An 18480-nucleotide genomic window follows, 5' to 3' on the forward strand; every position below is an offset into this window, starting at 1 on the left:
GGGGGACATGGCCGTGCCAGTGATCGCGGGTCTCGGTACGGCGCATCCGCCGGGCGCCGCACAGGACGAACTGTGGGAGGGTTTCTTCTCCCGGCACTTCTCCGGCAACACCCGGGCCCTGGCCCAGCGGATCTTCGCCAACTCGGGGGTGTCCCGGCGGCAGGCGGCGGTCAACCCGTTGCTGGAGGACGTCTCCGACTGGCCGACGGAGCGCCGGATGCGGCGCTACCAGGTCGAGGCGCTGCCGCTGGGCAAGGAGGCGGTGGGTCGCGCGCTGACCTCCGCCGGCATTACCGCCGGGGACGTCGGGCTCTTCGTGGTCTGCTCCTGCACCGGGTACGCCACCCCGGGGCTGGACATCCTGCTCGCCCGGGACCTCGGCATGGCTGCCGACACCCAGCGGATGTTCGTCGGCCACATGGGCTGCTACGCCGCACTGCCCGGCCTCGGCGCGGCCGGTGACTTCGTCACCGCGCGGGGCCGCCCGGCGCTGCTGCTCTGCGCCGAGCTGACGAGCCTGCACATCCAGCCGGCCAGCGCCCGGGTGGACACCCAGCAGATCGTGTCGCACGCCCTCTTCTCCGACGCCGCGGTCGCCGCCGTGCTGGTACCCGACTCCGGGGCCGGCGGTTACCGGCTGCGCGAGGTCGTCTCGGTCACCGACACTTCCACCGCCGACCACATGACCTGGGAGGTGACCGACACCGGTTTCCGGATGGGGTTGTCGCCGAAGGTGCCGCAGGTGCTCTCCACCCACGTCCGGGGGTTGGTCGACGACCTGCTGTCCCGGCACGGCACCGGGGTCGCCGAGGTGGACGGCTGGGCGGTGCATCCGGGCGGCCCCCGCATCCTCAACGTGGTGGAGCGCGAGCTGGCGCTGCCCCCGACGGCCCTGGCCGCCTCGCGGGCGACGCTGGACGAGCACGGCAACTGTTCGTCGCCGACGGTGCTGCTGATCCTGGACCGGCTGCTGCGCGCCGCCGTCCGGCCGGAGCGGATCGTGATGCTCGCCTTCGGCCCCGGTCTCACCCTCTACGCCGCCCTGCTGGAACGTCGCCCCTGAGCGCGACCGGCAGCGCGTCCGACCCTCGGCCGTCGACCCGTCGGGCGGGAGCCGGGACTCCGTCGGCGCGCGTCGCGGGCCGGCGGGGTTGGCGCGCGCTGGTTACGCTCGCCGGGTGGGCGACGCGACGGGTGACCGGCTGCGCGGTGTGGTGCTGGCCGGCGCGGCCCTGCTCGTCCTGGTGGCGGGGGGCTGGTGGTGGCGGGCGAACGCGCCGGTCACCGGCGCGGACCGGGCCGACGGGCGGGACAGCGGCGCGTTCCTGGAGCCCGGCATCAGGCCGCCCCGGGGCACCATTCCCTTCCGGGGCAGCGAACTCGACAGGGCGGTGGTGACGAGCCGGCCCGACGCCAGCACCCACCTTGAACTCGATGTCAGGACGGGCCGGGCCCTCGACCTGACCGAGCTGCCTGACGACTGGTCCGACGGCGGGCTGCCCCGCTCCGCGGACGTCCGGTGGCGGGAGGAGATGACCCTGGTGCCCGGCGCCGAGCCGGTCCGCCGGGAGTCCCGGGCGGACGGTGTGCGGCGCCTGTTGCAGTACCGCTGCACGGGCGACGGTGAGCTGCTGATCTCGACCGTGCACGCGCCGTACACCGACACCAGCCAGACGAACTGCGACGGCGAGCCGGGTTGGCTGGAGCTTCCGGAGCCGCAGGTGCCGACCCGGCTCGAGTTCTCCGCCGTGGCCGGTCCGGTCCGGGTGCAGGCGCAGGTCGTCGCCCTGTCCTGAGCGGCCCGCTCAGCCGGCCAGGCGGACCAGGTCGGCGTGGTAGTCGGCGGCGGCGCCCAGCTCGGGCAGCACGCGTACGACGGTGCCGGTGCGGTCGACCAGCAGCGCGGGGGCGGTGCCGGGGCGGGCCGGGAGGTGCAGCGCGGCCCGGACCCCGCCGGCCGGGTCGGCGAGGGCGCGTACCCGCGTGTTGCCGGCCGGTACGCCGGTGGGGCTGCGACCGCCGGCGACGGTGACCACGGAGACCCCGGCCGGGGCGGCGCCGGCGGCCGTGGCGACCTGTTCGGCGCAGGCGCAGGCGTCCACCAGGATGATCATCGCGGGCAGCAGCCGACGCAGCGGCACGGTCGCCTGGTCGGCGTCGACCAGGTCGAGGGCCGGCAGGGGCCGGCCGGTCAGCGCGGCGGTGGTCGTCGGGTACGGCAGGACGGTCGGCCGGTCGGCGCCGCGCGGTGACCGGGGCCAGGTGACCGCCGCCAGACCCGCGAGGGTGGTCAGCACCGCCACCAGCAGGACCAGCAGGGGCAGCCCGAGGGGCGGCCGGCCGTCCCGCCGGGGGGCCGGCCGCGGGTGCCGGGGGTCGGTGCCGGCCGGGCGGCGCAGCTCGCGGCGGAGCTGCTCGGCCTCGGCGGCCAGCGCGGAGGCGTCGTCCGGTACGACCACCCGGCCCCACTCCGGTGGCAGGTCGGGCAGTCCGTCGGGCGGGCCGGGGCCTTCGGCGTCAGTCATGCCCATCGGACCCCCGGGGGTGAGCGGCTCGGCGAGCGGGCGGCGGTACGGCCTCCAGCGTCCCCCACCGGGCCCTCCTCCCGCCAGATCTGGGCGCGTCGGGCGGCATCGCGATACCATGTGAGAAGCGCATAGCCCGAGATTTCCACGCTCCGATCACCCCTACCGGGTTGTCATCCGTTCGTCACGGAGCGTGTGCAAACCATCGGTTTGACCGCCTGTCAAGCTGAAGAAATACCTCTCACAGGGCCCCTGAGCTGCGCCAACGGTCAGGACAGCGGTGGGACATCGGTGCCTGAGCGTGTTACCCTAGACACAGCGAAAGGGGTTTCGAACCTATGGTTTTCAGTGTCGGCGAGACCGTTGTTTACCCCCACCACGGGGCCGCACTCATCGAGGCAATCGAGACTCGGGTCATCAAGGGCGAGCCCAAGCAGTACCTCGTCCTGAGGGTCGCGCAGGGTGACCTGACGGTCCGGGTGCCCGCTGAGAACGCCGAGATCGTGGGTGTGCGCGAGGTGGTCGGCGAAGAGGGCCTCGGCAAGGTCTTCGACGTGCTCCGCGCACCGCACACCGAGGAGCCGACCAACTGGTCGCGGCGTTACAAGGCGAATCTGGAGAAGCTGGCCTCCGGTAACCCGCTGAAGGTCGCCGAGGTCGTTCGCGACCTGTGGCGCCGGGAGCGGGAGCGGGGCCTGTCCGCGGGTGAGAAGCGCATGCTCGCCAAGGCCCGCGACATTCTCGTCGGCGAGGTCGCGCTGGCCGAGAAGAGCACCAAGGACGAGGCGGAGACGCTGCTCGACAAGGTCCTGACCGAGGCCTAGTTCCCACAGCATCGTCGTACCCCGACATCGGCAAAGAAATCCGAGGACCGCGACGTGACCGCGCAGCTCAATCCGCGCGGTGACGTCGCGGTCCTCGTGCCTGCGGCCGGTGCCGGGGTACGCCTCGGTCCGGGCGCGCCCAAGGCGCTGCGCCTGCTCGGCGGCGAGCCGCTGCTGGTGCACGCGGTACGTCGGATCGCGGCCGCCCCGTCGGTGCACACCATCGTGGTGGCCGCCCCGGCGGCCGACGTGGCGGCGGTACGGCAACTGCTCGCGCCCGTGGCGCAGGTGGTGGTGGTGCCCGGTGGCGCGGAGCGCCAGGCCTCCGTGGCCGCCGCCCTCGCCGCCGTCCCGCCCGGCCCGGACATCGTCCTGGTGCACGACGCGGCCCGGGCGCTCACCCCGCCCGCGCTGGTCGAGTCGGTGGCGACGGCGGTCCGGGCCGGTCACGACGCGGTGATCCCGGTGCTGCCGGTGGTCGACACGGTCAAGGAGGTCGGGGCCGACGACGTCGTCCTCGGCACCGTCGACCGGTCGGCGCTGCGCGCCGTGCAGACCCCGCAGGGCTTTCGGCGGGGGGTGCTCACCGCCGCGCACGCCGCCGCCGGCGACCCGCTCACCGACGACGCCGGACTGGTCGAGAAGCAGGGCGTCCCGGTGTTCTGCGTGCCCGGTTCCGAGTACGCGTTGAAGGTCACCCGCCCGTTCGACCTGGCGCTGGCCGAGCACCTGCTGGCCGCCGGTTGTTGACGCGTACCCTCGGGTCATGATCGTTCCTCGGGTCGCCATCGGGACCGACGTGCACGCCTTCGAGGCGGGCCGGCCCTGTCAGGTGGCCGGCCTGCACTGGCCGGACCAGGACGGCCTGGCCGGGCACTCCGACGCGGACGTCGCCGCCCACGCCGCCTGCAACGCGCTGCTCTCCGCCGCCGGGCTCGGCGACCTCGGCGCGAACTTCGGGGTCGGCCAGCCGGAATGGGCCGGCGCCTCGGGGGTGGCGCTGCTGACGGAGTCGGCGCGGCGGGTCCGGGCGGCCGGCTTCGAGATCGGCAACGTCTCCGTGCAGGTGATCGGGAACCGCCCGAAGATCGGACCGCGCCGGGAGGAGGCGCAGCAGGTGCTCTCCGCGGCGGTCGGCGCCCCGGTGACCGTCTCCGCCGCCACCACCGACGGCCTCGGCTTCGCCGGGCGCGGTGAGGGGCTCGTCGGGATCGCCGTTGCCCTCGTCCACGACGCCCCGGCCGGCTAGACCGCCATGACCGGGGACGCCGCCTCCGACCGGTCCGCCGCCGACGGCTACCGGCAGCGGGCACAGCTCCTCGCCGAGCTGGGCCGCTACGACGAGGCCGCGGAGGAGTTGGGCTTCGCGCTCGCCCTGGGCCCGACCGACGCGGTGGCGCTGACCCTGCTGGCCCGGCTGCACCTCGCCGCGGGCCGCCCCGCCGAGGCGCTCACCGCGGCCGACTCGGCGTCGGCCGCCGCCCCCGACGCGGTCGCGCCCCTGGTCGCCCGCGGCTTCGCCCTGACCGACCTGGCGGAGTACGCCGAGGCGGCCCGGACCGCGGACCGGATCCTCACCATCGCGCCCACCGACGCGTACGCCCAGCGCAGCGGCGCGGCGTTGCTGGCCGAGGCGCGCAACGGCCAGCCGGCGCTGCACGCGGCCTGGCGCGGCGTGGAGCTGGCCCCCGAGGAGTCGCAGGCGCACCTGGTGCTGGCGCTGGTCGCGGGCCGGTTGGAGCTGTTCGACCTGGCCGAGCGGGCCTACCGGGAGGCGTTGCGGCTGGACCCCGAGCTGGCCGACGCCCGCGACGACCCGGGCGTGCTGCGGTTGGAGCGACGGCGCTGGGCCGAGGCCCTGGAACTGGTCGCCGCGACGGCCCCGGTCGAGCCGGGGCGGGCACTCGCCCCGGCCGGCCCCGACGACCTGCGCCGGCTGGTGGTGCGGGGCGCCGCCTGGTCCCTGGTCGCCAGCGTGCTGATCGCCGTCCTGGCGTCCGGCGGGGCGGGCCTGAGCCGCGTCGCGGCCCTGCTGGCGGCGCTCGGCGGGGCGCTCTTCGTCCGGCGCCTGGCCCGGCGGGTGCCCGAGCTGGTCCGGGTCGTGCTGCCGGCGCTGCTGCGCACCGACCGTCCACTGGCGCTGGCCGGCTACGCGGTCGCCGCCGGCCCGCTCCTGCTGCTGCTCTACGCGCTGGTCGGCACCCCGTGGCCGCTGGTCGTCGCGATCGCGGTCGCCGCCGCGGCGGAGCTGACCGTGCTCGGTCGCGCGCACCACTGACCCGCGCCGCCCCCGGGTCGGCGGCGCGTGGCGGGTCAGCTCCGGCGGGCCCAGGTCCAGGCGTAGCCGTCGTCCTCGCACTCCGCCGCGGCCTCGCAGAGGTCCAGCGGGCGGAAGGTGTCGACCATGACCGCCAGCTCGTCGAAGAAGTCCGCGCCGATGGAGCGTTCCGCCGCGCCGGGCTGCGGCCCGTGGGTGAAGCCGGACGGGTGCAGCGAGATCGAGCCCTGCTCGATGCCCGAGCCGCGCCGCGCCTCGTAGTTGCCGCCGGTGTAGAAGAGCATCTCGTCGGAGTCGACGTTGTGGTGGTTGTACGGCACCGGGATGGCGTCCGGGTGGTAGTCCACCTTGCGGGGCACGAACGAGCAGATGACGAAGTTCGGGCCCTGGAAGGTCTGGTGCACCGGCGGCGGCTGGTGGATCCGCCCGGTGATCGGCTCGAAGTCGTGGATGGAGAACGCCCACGGGTACATGTGCCCGTCCCAGCCGACCACGTCGAAGGGGTGGTTGGCGTAGACGTACCGGGTCCAACCGCGCCGGTGGCGGACCAGCACCTCGACGTCGGCGCCGTCGACCAGCAGCGGCGCGTCCGGTCCACGGACGTCGCGCTCGCAGTACGGCGCGTGCTCGAGGAACTGGCCGCGTACCGAGAGGTAGCGCTTCGGCGGGCCGATGTGCCCGGTCGCCTCGATGGTGAGCAGCCGGGTGGGCTGGTCGCCGGTGGGCACCAGCCGGTGGATGGTCGACGTGGGGATGACGACGTAGTCACCGGCGACCGCGTCGAGCACGCCGAAGGTGGACTCCACCCGCAGCGTGCCGGCCTCGACGTAGAGGCACTCGTCGCCGGTGGCGTTGCGGTAGAGCGGGGAGGGCCGGTCGGCCAGCACGTAGCCGATCCGCACGTCGTCGTTGGCGAGCAGCTGCCGCCGGCCGAGGACCGGGTCGGCGCCGGAGCCGTCGAGCTTGTGGGTACGCAGGTGGCGCGGCTTGAGCGGCAGGTTCGGCACCCGGGTGGTGGCCGGCGGGGTGAACTCCTCGGCGGCGACGATCGCGGTGGGCGCGTACCGGTGGTAGAGCAGGGACGAGTCGGAGGAGAAGCCCTCCTGGCCCATCAGTTCCTCGGCGTAGAGGCTGCCGTCGGGCTGGCGGAACTGGGTGTGGCGCTTGCGAGGTACCTCGCCGACGCTGCGGTAGTACGGCATGTCGCCTCCCGTTATATCCCGTTCTCCGGCCGGCCGTGTCCGATAATCGGACGCTGTTGTCCGTTCCTCGTAGCGTCCCGTAGATTCTTGTCTCGTGTCAACGCAGGTGCCCCGTCTCTTCGCCGGCCTCGTCGACGACGCCGCCGTCTTCCCGCCCGGCAGCGCGTCGCTGCCGGACGCCCTGGCCGCGCACCGCCGACACCGCGACTCCTGGTACGCCGACCTGGTCGGCCCGCTGCTGCTGCCCGCCACCCGGCTGGCGGAGCTGGCCGCGCTCCTCGACGCCGACGAGCGGATCGCCGTCGGCGTGATCGGCGACGGGCCGCTGGACCGGCTCGCCGAGGCCCGGGCCCACGCCGACCCCCGCATCGAGATCCGCCAGGTCGAGGCGGCGGTCGCCCGCCGCGGCGAGGACCCGCTCCCGGGTCTCGCCACCCTGGTCGACCAGGCCCGCGACGCCGCGCGCCCGGCAGCCGGATCGCCCGCCGCCGGACCCGACTGGTACGCGGAGATCCCGCTGACCTTCGGGCTGACGGCCGCGCTGGACGCCCTCGCCGCCGCCCGCGCCGACGGGGTGCCGATCGCCGCCAAGTTCCGCACCGGCGGGCTGGCCGCCGAACTCTTCCCCACGCCGGTGGAGCTGGCCGCGGTGATCGGCGCCTGCCGCGACCGTGACCTGCCGTTCAAGCTGACCGCCGGCCTGCACCACGCGACCCGCCACCTGGACCCGGAGACCGGCTTCACGCACCACGGCTTCGGCAACGTGCTGGCCGCCACCCTCGCCGCCACCGGGGGCGCCGAGACCGACCGGGTCGCCGGGCTGCTCGCCGCCCTCGACCCGCTGCCGCTGGTCGAGCCGGTCCGGGCCCGGCGTGACGACGAGCGTCCGCTGTGGATCGGCTTCGGTTCGTGCAGCATCCTGGAACCACTGACCGATCTGATCCGGCTGGGGCTGGTGAACGGGGGATTCGACGGATGAGCGAGCGCATCAGCAGGTGCGGTACGGCACGGAGCGGAGTGGCGGCATGAGCTGGGTGACGGGCGTCGACGGCTCCCCGTACGGGGTGGCCAACCTGCCGTACGGGGTGTTCCGGCACGGCGGGCGCGAGCCGCGGATCGGCGTACGCGTCGCCGACCTCGTACTCGACCTGGCCGGCGCGGAGGCGGCCGGGCTGGTGCTGGCCGCCGGGGCGCTCGGCCGGCCCACCCTCAACGACTTCATGGCGCTCGGGCGTCCGCAGTGGACGGCGGTGCGGCAGCGGATCGTCGAGCTGCTCACCGACGAGGCCCACCGGGCGGCGGTGGAGCCGCTGCTGGTGCCGCTCGCCGAGGTCGAGCTGCGGCTGCCGTTCGAGGTCGCCGACTACGTCGATTTCTACTCCTCCGAGCACCACGCCTCGAACGTCGGGCAGATCTTCCGCCCCGGCCAGCCGCCGCTGCTGCCCAACTGGAAGCACCTGCCGATCGGGTACCACGGCCGGGCCGGCACGGTGGTCGTCTCCGGCACGCCGGTGGTCCGCCCCAGCGGGCAGCGTGCCACCCCGCAGGGCCCCACCGCCGGACCCTCCGTCCGCCTCGACATCGAGGCCGAGGTGGGCTTCGTGGTGGGCGTGCCCAGCGCGCTCGGCGACCGGGTCTCCGTGGACGACTTCACCGACCACGTCTTCGGCGTGGTGCTGGTCAACGACTGGTCGGCCCGGGACATCCAGGCCTGGGAGTACCAGCCCCTCGGCCCGTTCCTGGGCAAGTCCTTCGCGACCTCCGTCTCGGCCTGGGTGACGCCGCTGGACGCGCTCGCCGAGGCGTTCGTGCCCGCCCCCGACCAGGACCCGCCGGTGCAGGACTACCTGCGCGACACCCCGCACCTGGGGCTCGACCTGCGCCTGGCGGTGGAGTGGAACGGCGAGCGGGTCGCCGAGCCGCCCTTCGCCACCATGTACTGGACCCCCGCCCAGCAGTTGGCCCACCTGACCGTCAACGGGGCCTCGCTGCGCACCGGAGACCTCTACGCCTCCGGCACCGTCTCCGGCCCGGAGCGCGGCCAGGTCGGATCGTTCCTGGAGCTGAGCTGGGGCGGCGCCGAGCCGGTCAAGGTCGGCGGTGGAGAGACCCGGACCTTCCTGGAGGACGGCGACACCGTCACCATCCGGGCCACCGCCCCCGGTCCGGACGGCACCACCATCGCCCTGGGGGAGGTGACCGGGCGGATCCTTCCCGCCCGCTGACCCCTACCGTCCCGCGGTCGCACCGGCTGTCCGATCGGCCGGGCCTCCTGCCGAGTTTGATCGACCGGATTCGGTCACCACCCCACGCCGTCCCGTCCCGGGGCGGCGTGGGTCGTGACCGACACGGCACGTTCCAGCGGACAGGAGGTACGAGCATGAACGATCTTGTGGGCGCGGTCTGGCGCACCAGCAGCCGCTCCAACGACCAGGGGCTCTGCGTCGAGGTGGCGGACAATCTCGCCGGCACCCGAGGCGTGGTCGGGATACGTGACTCCAAGGACCCGCGGGGGCCGGTGCTCGTGGTCGGCCCGCCGGGCTGGACCGCGTTCGTCGACGCGCTCCGGGGCGGTCACCTCCGTCCCTGAGCCGGCCGTCTCCGGTGCCCCGACCGGGGCACCGGCGACGGAATTTCCATCCAGGGCTCCCGTGCCCCGCTCACCCGCCGTACGGTGGACGACACGGGAGGTGTCATGTCCACGGTCACGGTCACCGAGTTCATCGAGGCGCCGGCCGCGGACGTCTGGGCGCTCCTGGCCGAACTGCCCGTCCGCGTCGACTGGCTCTCCACCGTCGGCGGCGTCGAGCTGCTCACCCCGGGCCGGTTCGGACCCGGCACCGCCTGGCGGGAGACCCGCACCAGGCCGGACGGCGGCGACCAGGCGGAGGAGTTCGTGGTGCTGGCGGTGACGCCACCGCACCAGCTGGTGCTCAGCTCGCCCGGCATCGGAGTGGACTACCGGATCACCTGGACCCTGCGGACGGTCCAGCGTCGCCGCCGCAGTCGCACCGCCGTCACCGTCGAGCACGAGGCGGTGCCGATCGCGCCGTACGGCCGGGTGATGGCGCTGCTCTTCGGTGGGCTGGCCGCGCGGGCGGTGGAAGGGGCGATCCGGCGTGACATCGCCGACCTGGCCGCCGCCGTCGGGGCCAGCGGTACCGCCGTGGCGGCCTGAGCGCCCGGGGGAGACCGCGCGGGCCGGACCGACCCGACGGCGCGCCCTGCCGCGACCTGACCGGGGCGCACCGGGATTGCCTGGGTAGGGTGCCGGGCGGAGGTGCGGCATGGGTGTCCCGAAGGGCCGGCGACGGATAGCGGTCGCGGTCGCGGCGCTGCTCACCCTCGGGGCGGTCGCCGTCATCGGCTACCGGGTGCTCGCCCCCGCCGAGGTCAGCACGCCCGCCCGGGGCGAACTGCCACCGGCGGCCACCCCGAAGATCGGCGTGGTAGGCCGGCTACCGGCCGCGCCCCTGATCGTCGACGGTCGGCTGCGGGTGTACGCCACCACCCGCCAGGTGTACGCGGACCGCCCGGTCGACCGCCGGCACCGGGTCACCCCGTTCTGGTCGTACCGGCGGTGGCCGGCGCAGGTCAACGGGGTGCTGGCCAGCGGCACGACCGTGGTGACCCACTGGTCGGACGGGAAGGTCGTGGCGCTCGACGGGCGTACCGGTCGGGTGGCCTGGCGGGCGGGCGGGCCGGAACCCGGCGCGGGGTTCACCGCCCGGCGCACCGGCGCGGCCACCGTCTGGGACCCCCCGGGCATCTCCGTCGGGCAGGGCCCGGGCGGCGGGTCGGTGCTGGTGGTCTCCGGACCGGGCGGGCTGCGCGGCTACGGGCTGGTCGACGGGCGGGAGCTGTGGCGGGCCGGCGGCGGCACGGACTGCCGTACCGGCCTGGGCACCACCGCGGCGGGCCGGTTCGTCTCCGTCGACGCCTGCGCGGGCCCGGCGACCGTCGAGTTCCGGGACGTGACCACCGGCGCGGTGGGCACCCGCTGGCGGCCGCCCGACGCCGGGGCGGAGCTGGTCGTGACGCCGCTCGGCTGCCTGACCCCCCGGTCGCAGTGCCGGGGGCTGCGCACCGCCGCGCCCGGCGACGCCGCCGGACGGGGCTGGCTGGTCGGCGCCGGTGAGCCGGTGCCCGCTCCCGCGCTCGACGCGGCGGAGGCGGTCCTCGCCGGCGACCTGGCGGTCGGTGTGACCGACGGGGTGCTGAGCGGCCGTGACGCGCGTACCGGCAAGCTGCGGTGGCGGCGGGGCGACCTGGGCCAGGTGCGGGTCATCGCCGCCGAGCCGGGCCGGGTGTACGCGTTGACCGGGTCACGCGAGCTGATCACGCTGGACCCGGTGACCAGCGCGGAGCGGTCCCGCTTCCCGCTCACCGTCGGGCAGGACGGGACCAGCTGGAAACCCGGGTTGGCCCACGCGGTGGACGGCTACGTGGCGGTGGAGCGGCTCCGTGGGAACGCCCGTCCGGGCGCCGACGACCAGCAGTGGTTCCTGATGACCGAGCCGGTGGTGCTGGCCGCCACCTGAGCGGCACCCGCCACCCAGCTCAACAAAACGGACATAGGTTAATTATAGTCACAGAATGCGACTCGTGGCTGCCCTGCTGGGTGCGTTCCTGATCCTCGTCACCGCGCCGCCGGCCCATGCGGCACCCGCCGCTCGGACGCTGCGCCTGTCCCTGACCGCTGGCGTCGACATCACCGTGCCGGCGGCCGTCAACCTGGGCACCGGCTTCACCGGCGGCACGTTGACCGGTTCGCTCGGCATCGTCGAGGTGCGCGACTCCCGTGGCCCGGTGAACCCGAACACCTGGGTCGCCACGGTTTCCGCCAGCGTCTTCGTCGCCGGCGGGGGAGGTGCCCTGCGGACGATCGCCCCCGGTCAACTCTCCTACTGGTCCGGGCCGACGGTGCGCAGCACCGGCGGCGGCGTCCTCGCGCCCGGCCAGCTCAGCTCGACCCAGGCGGTCACGCTGAACGTGGCCCGCGAGGCGTTCCGCAAGTCCTCGGGCAACGGCAACAACGAGGTGCGCTGGACGCCGAACATCCGGGTGGCGATCCCGTCCAACGTGGTGGCCGGCACCTACACCGGAACTGTTACGCACTCTGTCGCCTGATGAGTTATTTGTCCGAATAAGCCCAGTTTAGGGCGTTCGCGATACCTAAGGTGACGGCATGAAGAAGCGACTTCTCTCCCTGACCGCCGCTGCTGCCGCCGCCGTGGTGGCACTGGCATCGCCCGCCGCGGCGTCCCCCACCGACGACACCATCGTCACCTTCACGGTGGGAGCCGCGAACCTGAACATCTTCGCGCCACCGGCGGTGAACCTCGGCTCCACCTTCGCCGACACCACCATCGAGGGCTCGATTGGCCCGGTTCAGGTCGTCGACCAACGGGCGACGCTCAACGCCAGCTGGGTCACGACCGTGAGCATCACGGAGTTCGTCAGTGGTTCCGGCAGCCCGGCGGAGCTGATCACGCCCGGCCTCGTCGAGTACTGGTCGGGGCCGGCGACCAGCACCACCGGCACCGGCACCTTCGTCCCCGGGCAGCCGACCGCGACGGACCGGGTGAGCCTCTCCGTCCCCCGTACCGCCTTCTCGAAGACCTCCGGCAGCGGCAACAACTCGGCGACCTGGAACCCGACCATCCGCATCAACGTGCCGGCCACAGCGGTGAGTGGCACCTACAGTGCGACGGTGACCCATTCGGTGGCATGACCCCGTCCGCGTCGTCGCCCTGGCCCTGACCTTCCTGGTCGCGGCCGGGGCACCGGCGTCGGCCACGCCGCACACCTGGCCACCGCCGGCACGGACCGGCACCCAGGCGCAGGCGCCGGACCGGCCCGACGCCGGCCAGGCGGGGGCCGGGGTGCCGCGCCGGGACGGACCACGCAGGCCCTCACAGAGTCCGACGTCGAGCCCGAGCCCGGTCGGACCGGCGTCCGCCGTCGGCATCCGGCTGCTCGACGCGCCGGTGGACCGCCGGGACGACACCCGGGCCCACAAGTACATCGTCGACCACGTACGTCCGGGCACGACGATCAAGCGTCGGGTCCTGGTCAGGAACCTGTCCGAGGACCGCCGACCGATCTCGGTCTACGCCGCCGCCGCCGACGTGACGACGGAAGGCTTCGTCTTCGCCCCGGGCCGTACCGAGAACGAGCTGAGCAGCTGGATCCACGTCGACCGGGCGGAGCCCCACCTGGCGCCGGACGAAGAGATCGAGGTGCTGGCGACGATCGAGGTACCGGAGAAGGCCGAGGCCGGCGAACGGTACGCGGTCATCTGGGCCGAGGTGGCCGGCGTCGAGGGGCAGACCGTGCGCAACGTCGGCCGGGTCGGAGTCCGGGTCTACCTCTCCGTCGGGCCGGGCGGCGAGCCCCCCTCCGGCTTCGAGATCGGCCCGCTCACCGGCGGCCGGGAGAAGGACGGCACCCCCGTGGTCACCGCCGAGGTGCGCAACACCGGCCAACGGGCGCTCGACCTCGCCGGGGAGCTGCGCCTCACCGACGGGCCGGGCGGGCTCTCCGCCGGCCCGATCAAGGCCGAGGCGTCCACCCTCGCCCTCGGCGGAACCACCACCGTCCGCGTGATCCTGGACCGCCGCCTGCCGGACGGCCCGTGGTCGGCGAAGCTCGACCTGGCCAGCGGCTGGACGAAGCGCGACGCCACCGGGACGCTCAGCTTCGGGACCGCCACCGCCGCCGCGGCTGCCAGCGCCACCGACCGGTCCGGTCAGGTGCTCACCGGCGGCCTGGTCACCTCCGGCCTGGTGCTGACCCTGTTCGTGATCCACGCGTACCGCCGGCGGGCCCGGTTCCGCGAGCCGGTGCCGGCCGCCTGAGACCACCGGGCCGCCTCCGACCGGGGGCGGCCCGGTCCTTCGCTCAGGCCAGCGCGGCTTCCGCCGCGGCCAGGAAGGCGTCGTTCTCGGCCGGGGTCCCGATGGTGACCCGCACCCCGTCCCCGGCGAACGGCCGGACGATCACGCCGCGCGCCTCGCACGCCTTGCCGAACTCCACCGCCCGATCGCCCAGCGGCAACCAGACGAAGTTGGCCTGGCTGGACGGCACGTCGGGGAGCAGCTTGCGCAGCGCCTCGGTCACCCGGTCCCGCTCGGCGACGACCAGCGCGCACCGCCGCCGCACCTCGTCGGCCTGGGCCAGCGCCGCCAGCGCGCCCGCCTGGGCGGCCATGCTGGTGGAGAAGGGGGTGACCACCTTGCGCACGGCCGCCGCCACCTCCGGCGCGGCGACCAGGAAACCGATCCGCAGGCCGGCCAGGCCCCAGGCCTTGGAGAGGGTGCGCAGCACCACCACGTTCGGCCGGTCCAGGTAGGTCAGGCCGTCCGGCACCTCCGGGTCGGTGACGAACTCCCGGTACGCCTCGTCGATCACCACCAGCACGTCCTCGCCGACGGAGTCGAGGAAGCGGTCCAGCTCCGCCCGGCGGACGGCGGTGCCGGTCGGGTTGTTCGGGTTGCAGACCAGCACCATCCGGGTCCGGTCGGTCACCGCCGCGGCCATCGCCGTCAGGTCGTGCCCGTGCCCGGCGTCGTTGGGCACCCGCACGCTGGTCGCGCCGCTGGTCGCCGCGATGATCGGGTACGCCTCGAAGGAGCGCCACGAGTAGAGCAGCTCGTCACCGGGCAGGCAGGTGGCCCGGACCAGGTGCTCGGCCAACGCCACCGACCCGCAGCCGGTGGCGATCCGGTCGGCGTCCACGCCGTACCGCTCGGCCAGCGCCGCGCGCAGCGCCACCACCCCCATGTCCGGGTAGCGGTGCGAGCCGGCGACCGCCTCCGTGACCGCCTCGACCACGCCGGGCAGCGGGCCGTACGGCACCTCGTTGCTGGCCAGCTTGATCGCCTCGTCCAGGCCCAGCTCGCGGGCCAGGTCGGCCGGGCTGCGACCCGGCACGTAGTTGGGCAGCGCGTCCAGGTCGGCGCGGGTCAGCCGCAGCGAGGACTGGTGACGTCCGGTGTCGGTCATGGGGTGTCTCCCGGGGAGTCGGCACGGTCGTGCGGGGCGGGACGGGTCGCGGTGCCGCCGGTTCGCGGCATCTGCACCACGACGGTCTGGGCGCGCCTGTCGTGTAGGGCCTGGCGCATCGGGTGGTCGAAGAGGGCGGAGACCGCGTCGACGAACTGGAGCAGCAGGCCGAAGCCGCAGCAGTACCAGAGCAGCGTGGGCAGGCCCAGGGTGCTCCACCGGCGGGTGGCCCGGCCGAAGCCGAGCGGCTGGTCCGCCTCCAGGGGCACCGCCCGTACGCCCATCAGCCGCTTGCCGAAGGTCTGCCCGCTGGCGGCCATCGACGGCACCTCGTACGCGTACCAGAGCGCGGTGGCGATCAGCAGGATGGCGACCAGCAGGGAGCCGCTCTGCGCCCCGGCCGCCGGCAGCGGTTCGGTGCTCAGGTCCCGGGCGTTCACCCGCCGCCAGTACTCCTGGAACGGCGGGGCGATCTCCAGCGCGAACCGCCAGACGAACCAGCCGTTGACCAGCACGTTGAGCAGGAGGAGGACGCCGAAGTCGATCAGTCGGGCGATCAGCCGGGCGCCGTACCCGGCCAGGGGCAGGCCGTGCGGGCGCGGCGCGGGCGGACGACCCGGCCAGGTCGGGTAGGGCCAGCCGGGCGGTGGCCCCTGCGGGTGTCCCGCCCCGTGCGGGTGGACCTGCCCGGGGCCGTACGGGGTGACCGGGCCGGCCGGGTGGCCACCGACCGGTCCGGGCGGCGCCGGCGCACCGGTGGCCGGTGGGGCGGCCGGGGACGCCGGGCGGGCCGGTTCGGGGGCCGGCTCGGGGGGCGGCGGCCCCTCGGGGGGCGTGACGTCGACCGGGACGGGCGCGCCGATCCAGCCCTCGCCGTCCCACCAGCGCCTGGTGGAAGGGTCTGCGGGGTCGACGTACCAACCGGGTTGCACACTCACCCGGACACCTTAACGACGACGGTGCCGGCGAACTTGTCGTGGAGGCACTGCTGCCAGGGCTTGTCCCAGAGCTGCCAGAGTCCGTCGACGTAGCTGAAGCCGGGAATGAACGATCCGCCGATCTGGTGGGCGGCCCACCGCTTCGCCGCCGCCCTCCGGTCCAGCGTGGCGGCCGGGTCGAGCGGGACGACCCGCAGTTTCATCACCCGCTTGCCCAGCGTCTGCCCGGTCTTGAACATCATCTCGACGTGGAAGACGTAGGTCACGCCGATCGCGAACAGGAGGATCCCCGCCTCCAGGGCGAGGAACGGCAGGAGGAAGTCCGTGACCGGGTCCGCCTCGACGTAGCTGCCGTCGGCCGTGGTGGCGGTCAGGTCGGGCAGGACCGCCAGGAGGAGGACGAGCACGGCGGGCAGGATGACCACCATGCAGATGCCCATGATCACCAGGCCGTCGATCAGCACCGCCAGCAGCCGGTCGCCGAAGCTGGCCAGCGGTTGCCCGTTCGGTGCGAGCGGCACGCCCGGGAAGCCGGGTCGGGGCGGGCCCGCCGGGTGCACCGGCAGCCCGGCGTAGGGGCCGGCCTGCGGTGGCGGGCCGTACGGGTTGGCCTGCGGCGGCGCGCCGTACGGACCGGGCTGCGGCGGCACGGCGTACCCCTGGGGGGTGGGGCCGGCGGGGGGCGCGAAGCCGCCGGCGGCGGGCGGGGGCCCACCGGCCGGCGGCGTCGGGTACGTCGGAGGCTGCGTCACGCTCGACAGTGTTACAGGTTGCCGCGCGCTTCCTGCTCCCGCTCGATCGCCTCGAAGAGCGCCTTGAAGTTGCCCTTGCCGAAGCCGAGCGATCCGTGCCGCTCGATCAGCTCGAAGAAGACCGTCGGGCGGTCCTGCACCGGCTTGGTGAAGATCTGCAGCAGGTAGCCGTCCTCGTCCCGGTCGACCAGGATCTTGCGGGCCTTCAGCTCCTCGATCGGCACCCGGACCTTGCCGATCCGGGCGCGCAGCTCCGGGTCGTCGTAGTACGAGTCCGGGGTGTCCAGGAACTCGACACCCGCGGCGCGCATCGCGTCGACGCTGGCCAGGATGTCGTTGGTGGCCACGGCGATGTGCTGGGCGCCCGGGCCCTGGTAGAACTCCAGGTACTCGTCGATCTGCGACTTCTTGCGGGCGATCGCCGGCTCGTTGAGCGGGAACTTCACCTTGCGGGTGCCGCTGGCGACGACCTTGCTCATCAGCGCCGAGTAGTCGGTGGCGATGTCGTCGCCGATGAACTCCGCCATGTTGGTGAAGCCCATGACCCGCTTGTAGAACTCCACCCACTCGTCCATCCGGCCGAGCTCGACGTTGCCGACCACGTGGTCGATGGCCTGGAAGAAGCGCTTCGGCTGGAGGCCGGCGTCGATCATCGGCTGCCGGTCCACGATCGGGCCGCGGGCGACGAAGCCGGGCAGGAACGGGCCGGTGTAGCGGGACCGGTCGACCAGGGTGTGCCGGGTGTCGCCGTACGCGGCGATGGCGGCCATCCGGACGGTGCCGTGCTCGTCGCTCACCTCGTGCGGCTCGACCAGGCCGGTGGCGCCCTGGGCGACGGCGTGCGCGTACGCGGCGTCGACGTCCGGCACCTCCAGCGCGATGTCCGAGACGCCGTCGCTGTGCTTGGCGACGTGGTCGGCGCCGGCCGCGTCGGGGCGGACCGCGCCGGTCAGCACGAACCGGGCCGAGCCGCTGGTCAGCACGTACTCGGCGTGGTCGCGGTAGCCCTGTTCCGGCCCCCGGTACGCCACGCAGGTCATGCCGAACGCGGTGGAGTAGTAGTGCGCGGCCTGCTTGGCGTTGCCGACCAGGAAGTGCACGTGGTCGAGGCCCCGGACCGGGAAGGGGTCGCGGCTGATGTCGTGGTCGACGGCGCCGACGAGCAGGTCGACGTCGACCTCCTCGGTCGACTGGGGTCGGTCGATCGCCTGGGTCATGGTGTCCTCCCTGCGTACCGGCCGGCCTGGTGGGCCGCCGCGGTGGTTCGGTTGTTCTTGTGGCGAGGATCGCGGTTACCGGGTTCACTGGGCAACCGTTGGCGGTTCGGCTGGTCAGCTTGCGCATAACGTAGGGTCGTAGAACATGAATGCTGGACAGGATGTACAGCTCGACGAGCTGGATGCCCGGCTCATCCAGTTGCTCGCCGACGAACCGCGGATCGGGGTGCTCGAGTGCTCCCGCCGGCTCGGGGTGGCCCGGGGCACCGTCCAGGCCCGGCTGGACAAGCTGGTCGACCGAGGGGTGGTCGGCGGGTTCGGGCCGGACATCTCGCCGACCGCCATCGGGTTCGGGGTGACCAGCTTCGTCACCCTGGAGATCAGCCAGCGGCAGGGCCACGACGCGGTCACCGCCCACCTGGCCGCCATCCCCGAGGTGCTGGAGGCGCACACCATCACCGGCGCCAGCGACCTGCTCTGCCGCATCGTGGCCCGGTCCAACACCGACCTGCAACGCGTGATCGACCAGATCGTCTCCTACGAGGGCATCCGCCGGGCGTCGACGATCATCGCGCTGGCCGAGCAGATCCCGTACCGCGTGCTGCCCCTGGTCCGCTCCGCGGCCCGGCGCGCCGAAGGGCAACCCGGCGCGGGGGCGGCCCCTTCCTGACCGGCCGGCGACGCGGAGAAAGGGCGGCGACACTCCGGGCCGGGAGCGGGAGAGGTCGGTGATCGTC

General features: G+C 74.1%; 21 protein-coding genes. 15 read left to right on the plus strand and 6 right to left on the minus strand.

Features of this window, described 5'->3' with window-relative positions:
- Positions 1-7: 7 nt before the first annotated feature.
- On the plus strand, positions 8-1063 hold the full coding sequence (locus V6U79_RS10580) for a type III polyketide synthase (protein ID WP_334521157.1): 1056 nt from the start codon (positions 8-10) through the stop codon (positions 1061-1063).
- A gap of 115 nt (positions 1064-1178) precedes the next feature.
- Positions 1179-1796 (plus strand): hypothetical protein, encoded by a 618-nt coding sequence (locus V6U79_RS10585; RefSeq protein WP_334614501.1) that lies wholly within the window; start codon positions 1179-1181, stop codon positions 1794-1796.
- Between the two features lie 9 nt (positions 1797-1805).
- Here V6U79_RS10585 and V6U79_RS10590 read toward each other — a convergent pair whose 3' ends face one another.
- On the minus strand, positions 1806-2531 hold the full coding sequence (locus tag V6U79_RS10590; RefSeq protein ID WP_334614502.1) for a hypothetical protein: 726 nt from the start codon (positions 2529-2531) through the stop codon (positions 1806-1808).
- A gap of 332 nt (positions 2532-2863) precedes the next feature.
- Here V6U79_RS10590 and V6U79_RS10595 point away from each other — a divergent pair, with 332 nt between their 5' ends.
- Genes V6U79_RS10595 through V6U79_RS10610 form a run of 4 tightly spaced genes read left to right on the plus strand, consistent with a single transcriptional unit; the run spans position 2864 to position 5627 of the window.
- Positions 2864-3349, plus strand: a complete 486-nt coding sequence (locus V6U79_RS10595; RefSeq protein WP_007073334.1) for a CarD family transcriptional regulator — start codon at positions 2864-2866, stop codon at positions 3347-3349.
- 54 nt (positions 3350-3403) lie between these two features.
- Complete coding sequence (ispD, locus tag V6U79_RS10600; RefSeq protein WP_334521149.1) at positions 3404-4099, plus strand: 2-C-methyl-D-erythritol 4-phosphate cytidylyltransferase; 696 nt, start codon at positions 3404-3406, stop codon at positions 4097-4099.
- A gap of 16 nt (positions 4100-4115) precedes the next feature.
- The gene (ispF, locus tag V6U79_RS10605; RefSeq protein WP_334521147.1) at positions 4116-4598 is read left to right on the plus strand and encodes a 2-C-methyl-D-erythritol 2,4-cyclodiphosphate synthase; all 483 of its coding nucleotides are present in this window, start codon (positions 4116-4118) and stop codon (positions 4596-4598) included.
- A 6-nt stretch (positions 4599-4604) separates the two neighbouring features.
- A complete protein-coding gene (locus V6U79_RS10610) occupies positions 4605-5627 on the plus strand; it encodes a tetratricopeptide repeat protein (protein ID WP_334521143.1) in 1023 nt (340 codons plus the stop codon).
- A gap of 35 nt (positions 5628-5662) precedes the next feature.
- On the opposite strand, the gene V6U79_RS10615 is transcribed toward V6U79_RS10610, so the two are convergent.
- The gene (locus tag V6U79_RS10615; RefSeq protein ID WP_334521140.1) at positions 5663-6829 is read right to left on the minus strand and encodes a homogentisate 1,2-dioxygenase; all 1167 of its coding nucleotides are present in this window, start codon (positions 6827-6829) and stop codon (positions 5663-5665) included.
- 94 nt (positions 6830-6923) lie between these two features.
- Here V6U79_RS10615 and V6U79_RS10620 point away from each other — a divergent pair, with 94 nt between their 5' ends.
- The 8 genes from V6U79_RS10620 to V6U79_RS10655 all read left to right on the plus strand — a co-directional run bounded on the left by V6U79_RS10620 (position 6924) and on the right by V6U79_RS10655 (position 13689).
- Complete coding sequence (locus tag V6U79_RS10620) at positions 6924-7808, plus strand: hypothetical protein (protein WP_334521137.1); 885 nt, start codon at positions 6924-6926, stop codon at positions 7806-7808.
- Positions 7809-7854: 46 nt separating this feature from the next.
- Complete coding sequence (gene fahA / locus V6U79_RS10625) at positions 7855-9054, plus strand: fumarylacetoacetase (RefSeq protein ID WP_334614503.1); 1200 nt, start codon at positions 7855-7857, stop codon at positions 9052-9054.
- A gap of 155 nt (positions 9055-9209) precedes the next feature.
- Complete coding sequence (locus V6U79_RS10630) at positions 9210-9419, plus strand: DUF397 domain-containing protein (RefSeq protein WP_334521133.1); 210 nt, start codon at positions 9210-9212, stop codon at positions 9417-9419.
- Positions 9420-9524: 105 nt separating this feature from the next.
- Complete coding sequence (locus tag V6U79_RS10635; protein ID WP_334521130.1) at positions 9525-10007, plus strand: SRPBCC family protein; 483 nt, start codon at positions 9525-9527, stop codon at positions 10005-10007.
- Between the two features lie 109 nt (positions 10008-10116).
- Entirely contained in the window at positions 10117-11370 is a 1254-nt protein-coding gene (locus V6U79_RS10640) for an outer membrane protein assembly factor BamB family protein (RefSeq protein WP_334614505.1), read from the plus strand.
- 55 nt (positions 11371-11425) lie between these two features.
- Positions 11426-11959, plus strand: coding sequence for a hypothetical protein (locus V6U79_RS10645; protein WP_334614507.1), 534 nt, complete (start codon positions 11426-11428; stop codon positions 11957-11959).
- Positions 11960-12017: 58 nt separating this feature from the next.
- On the plus strand, positions 12018-12563 hold the full coding sequence (locus V6U79_RS10650; RefSeq protein WP_334614508.1) for a hypothetical protein: 546 nt from the start codon (positions 12018-12020) through the stop codon (positions 12561-12563).
- 256 nt (positions 12564-12819) lie between these two features.
- Complete coding sequence (locus tag V6U79_RS10655) at positions 12820-13689, plus strand: hypothetical protein (protein ID WP_334614509.1); 870 nt, start codon at positions 12820-12822, stop codon at positions 13687-13689.
- 43 nt (positions 13690-13732) lie between these two features.
- Here the strand turns inward: V6U79_RS10655 and hisC are convergent, their stop codons facing one another.
- The 4 genes from hisC to hppD are packed head-to-tail and all read right to left on the minus strand — an operon-like array spanning position 13733 to position 17743.
- The gene (hisC, locus tag V6U79_RS10660; protein WP_334614510.1) at positions 13733-14836 is read right to left on the minus strand and encodes a histidinol-phosphate transaminase; all 1104 of its coding nucleotides are present in this window, start codon (positions 14834-14836) and stop codon (positions 13733-13735) included.
- Complete coding sequence (locus V6U79_RS10665) at positions 14833-15774, minus strand: RDD family protein (RefSeq protein ID WP_334614512.1); 942 nt, start codon at positions 15772-15774, stop codon at positions 14833-14835. Before V6U79_RS10665 ends, hisC begins: the two co-directional genes overlap by 4 nt.
- On the minus strand, positions 15771-16526 hold the full coding sequence (locus tag V6U79_RS10670; RefSeq protein ID WP_334614513.1) for an RDD family protein: 756 nt from the start codon (positions 16524-16526) through the stop codon (positions 15771-15773). Before V6U79_RS10670 ends, V6U79_RS10665 begins: the two co-directional genes overlap by 4 nt.
- A gap of 11 nt (positions 16527-16537) precedes the next feature.
- Positions 16538-17743, minus strand: a complete 1206-nt coding sequence (hppD, locus tag V6U79_RS10675; protein WP_334614514.1) for a 4-hydroxyphenylpyruvate dioxygenase — start codon at positions 17741-17743, stop codon at positions 16538-16540.
- Between the two features lie 145 nt (positions 17744-17888).
- On the opposite strand from hppD, the gene V6U79_RS10680 reads away from it, so the two are divergent.
- On the plus strand, positions 17889-18413 hold the full coding sequence (locus V6U79_RS10680) for an Lrp/AsnC family transcriptional regulator (protein WP_334521109.1): 525 nt from the start codon (positions 17889-17891) through the stop codon (positions 18411-18413).
- Positions 18414-18480 lie beyond the last annotated feature (67 nt).

The organism is Micromonospora psammae, assembly GCF_036902725.1.
In the GTDB taxonomy this organism is placed as follows: domain Bacteria; phylum Actinomycetota; class Actinomycetes; order Mycobacteriales; family Micromonosporaceae; genus Micromonospora.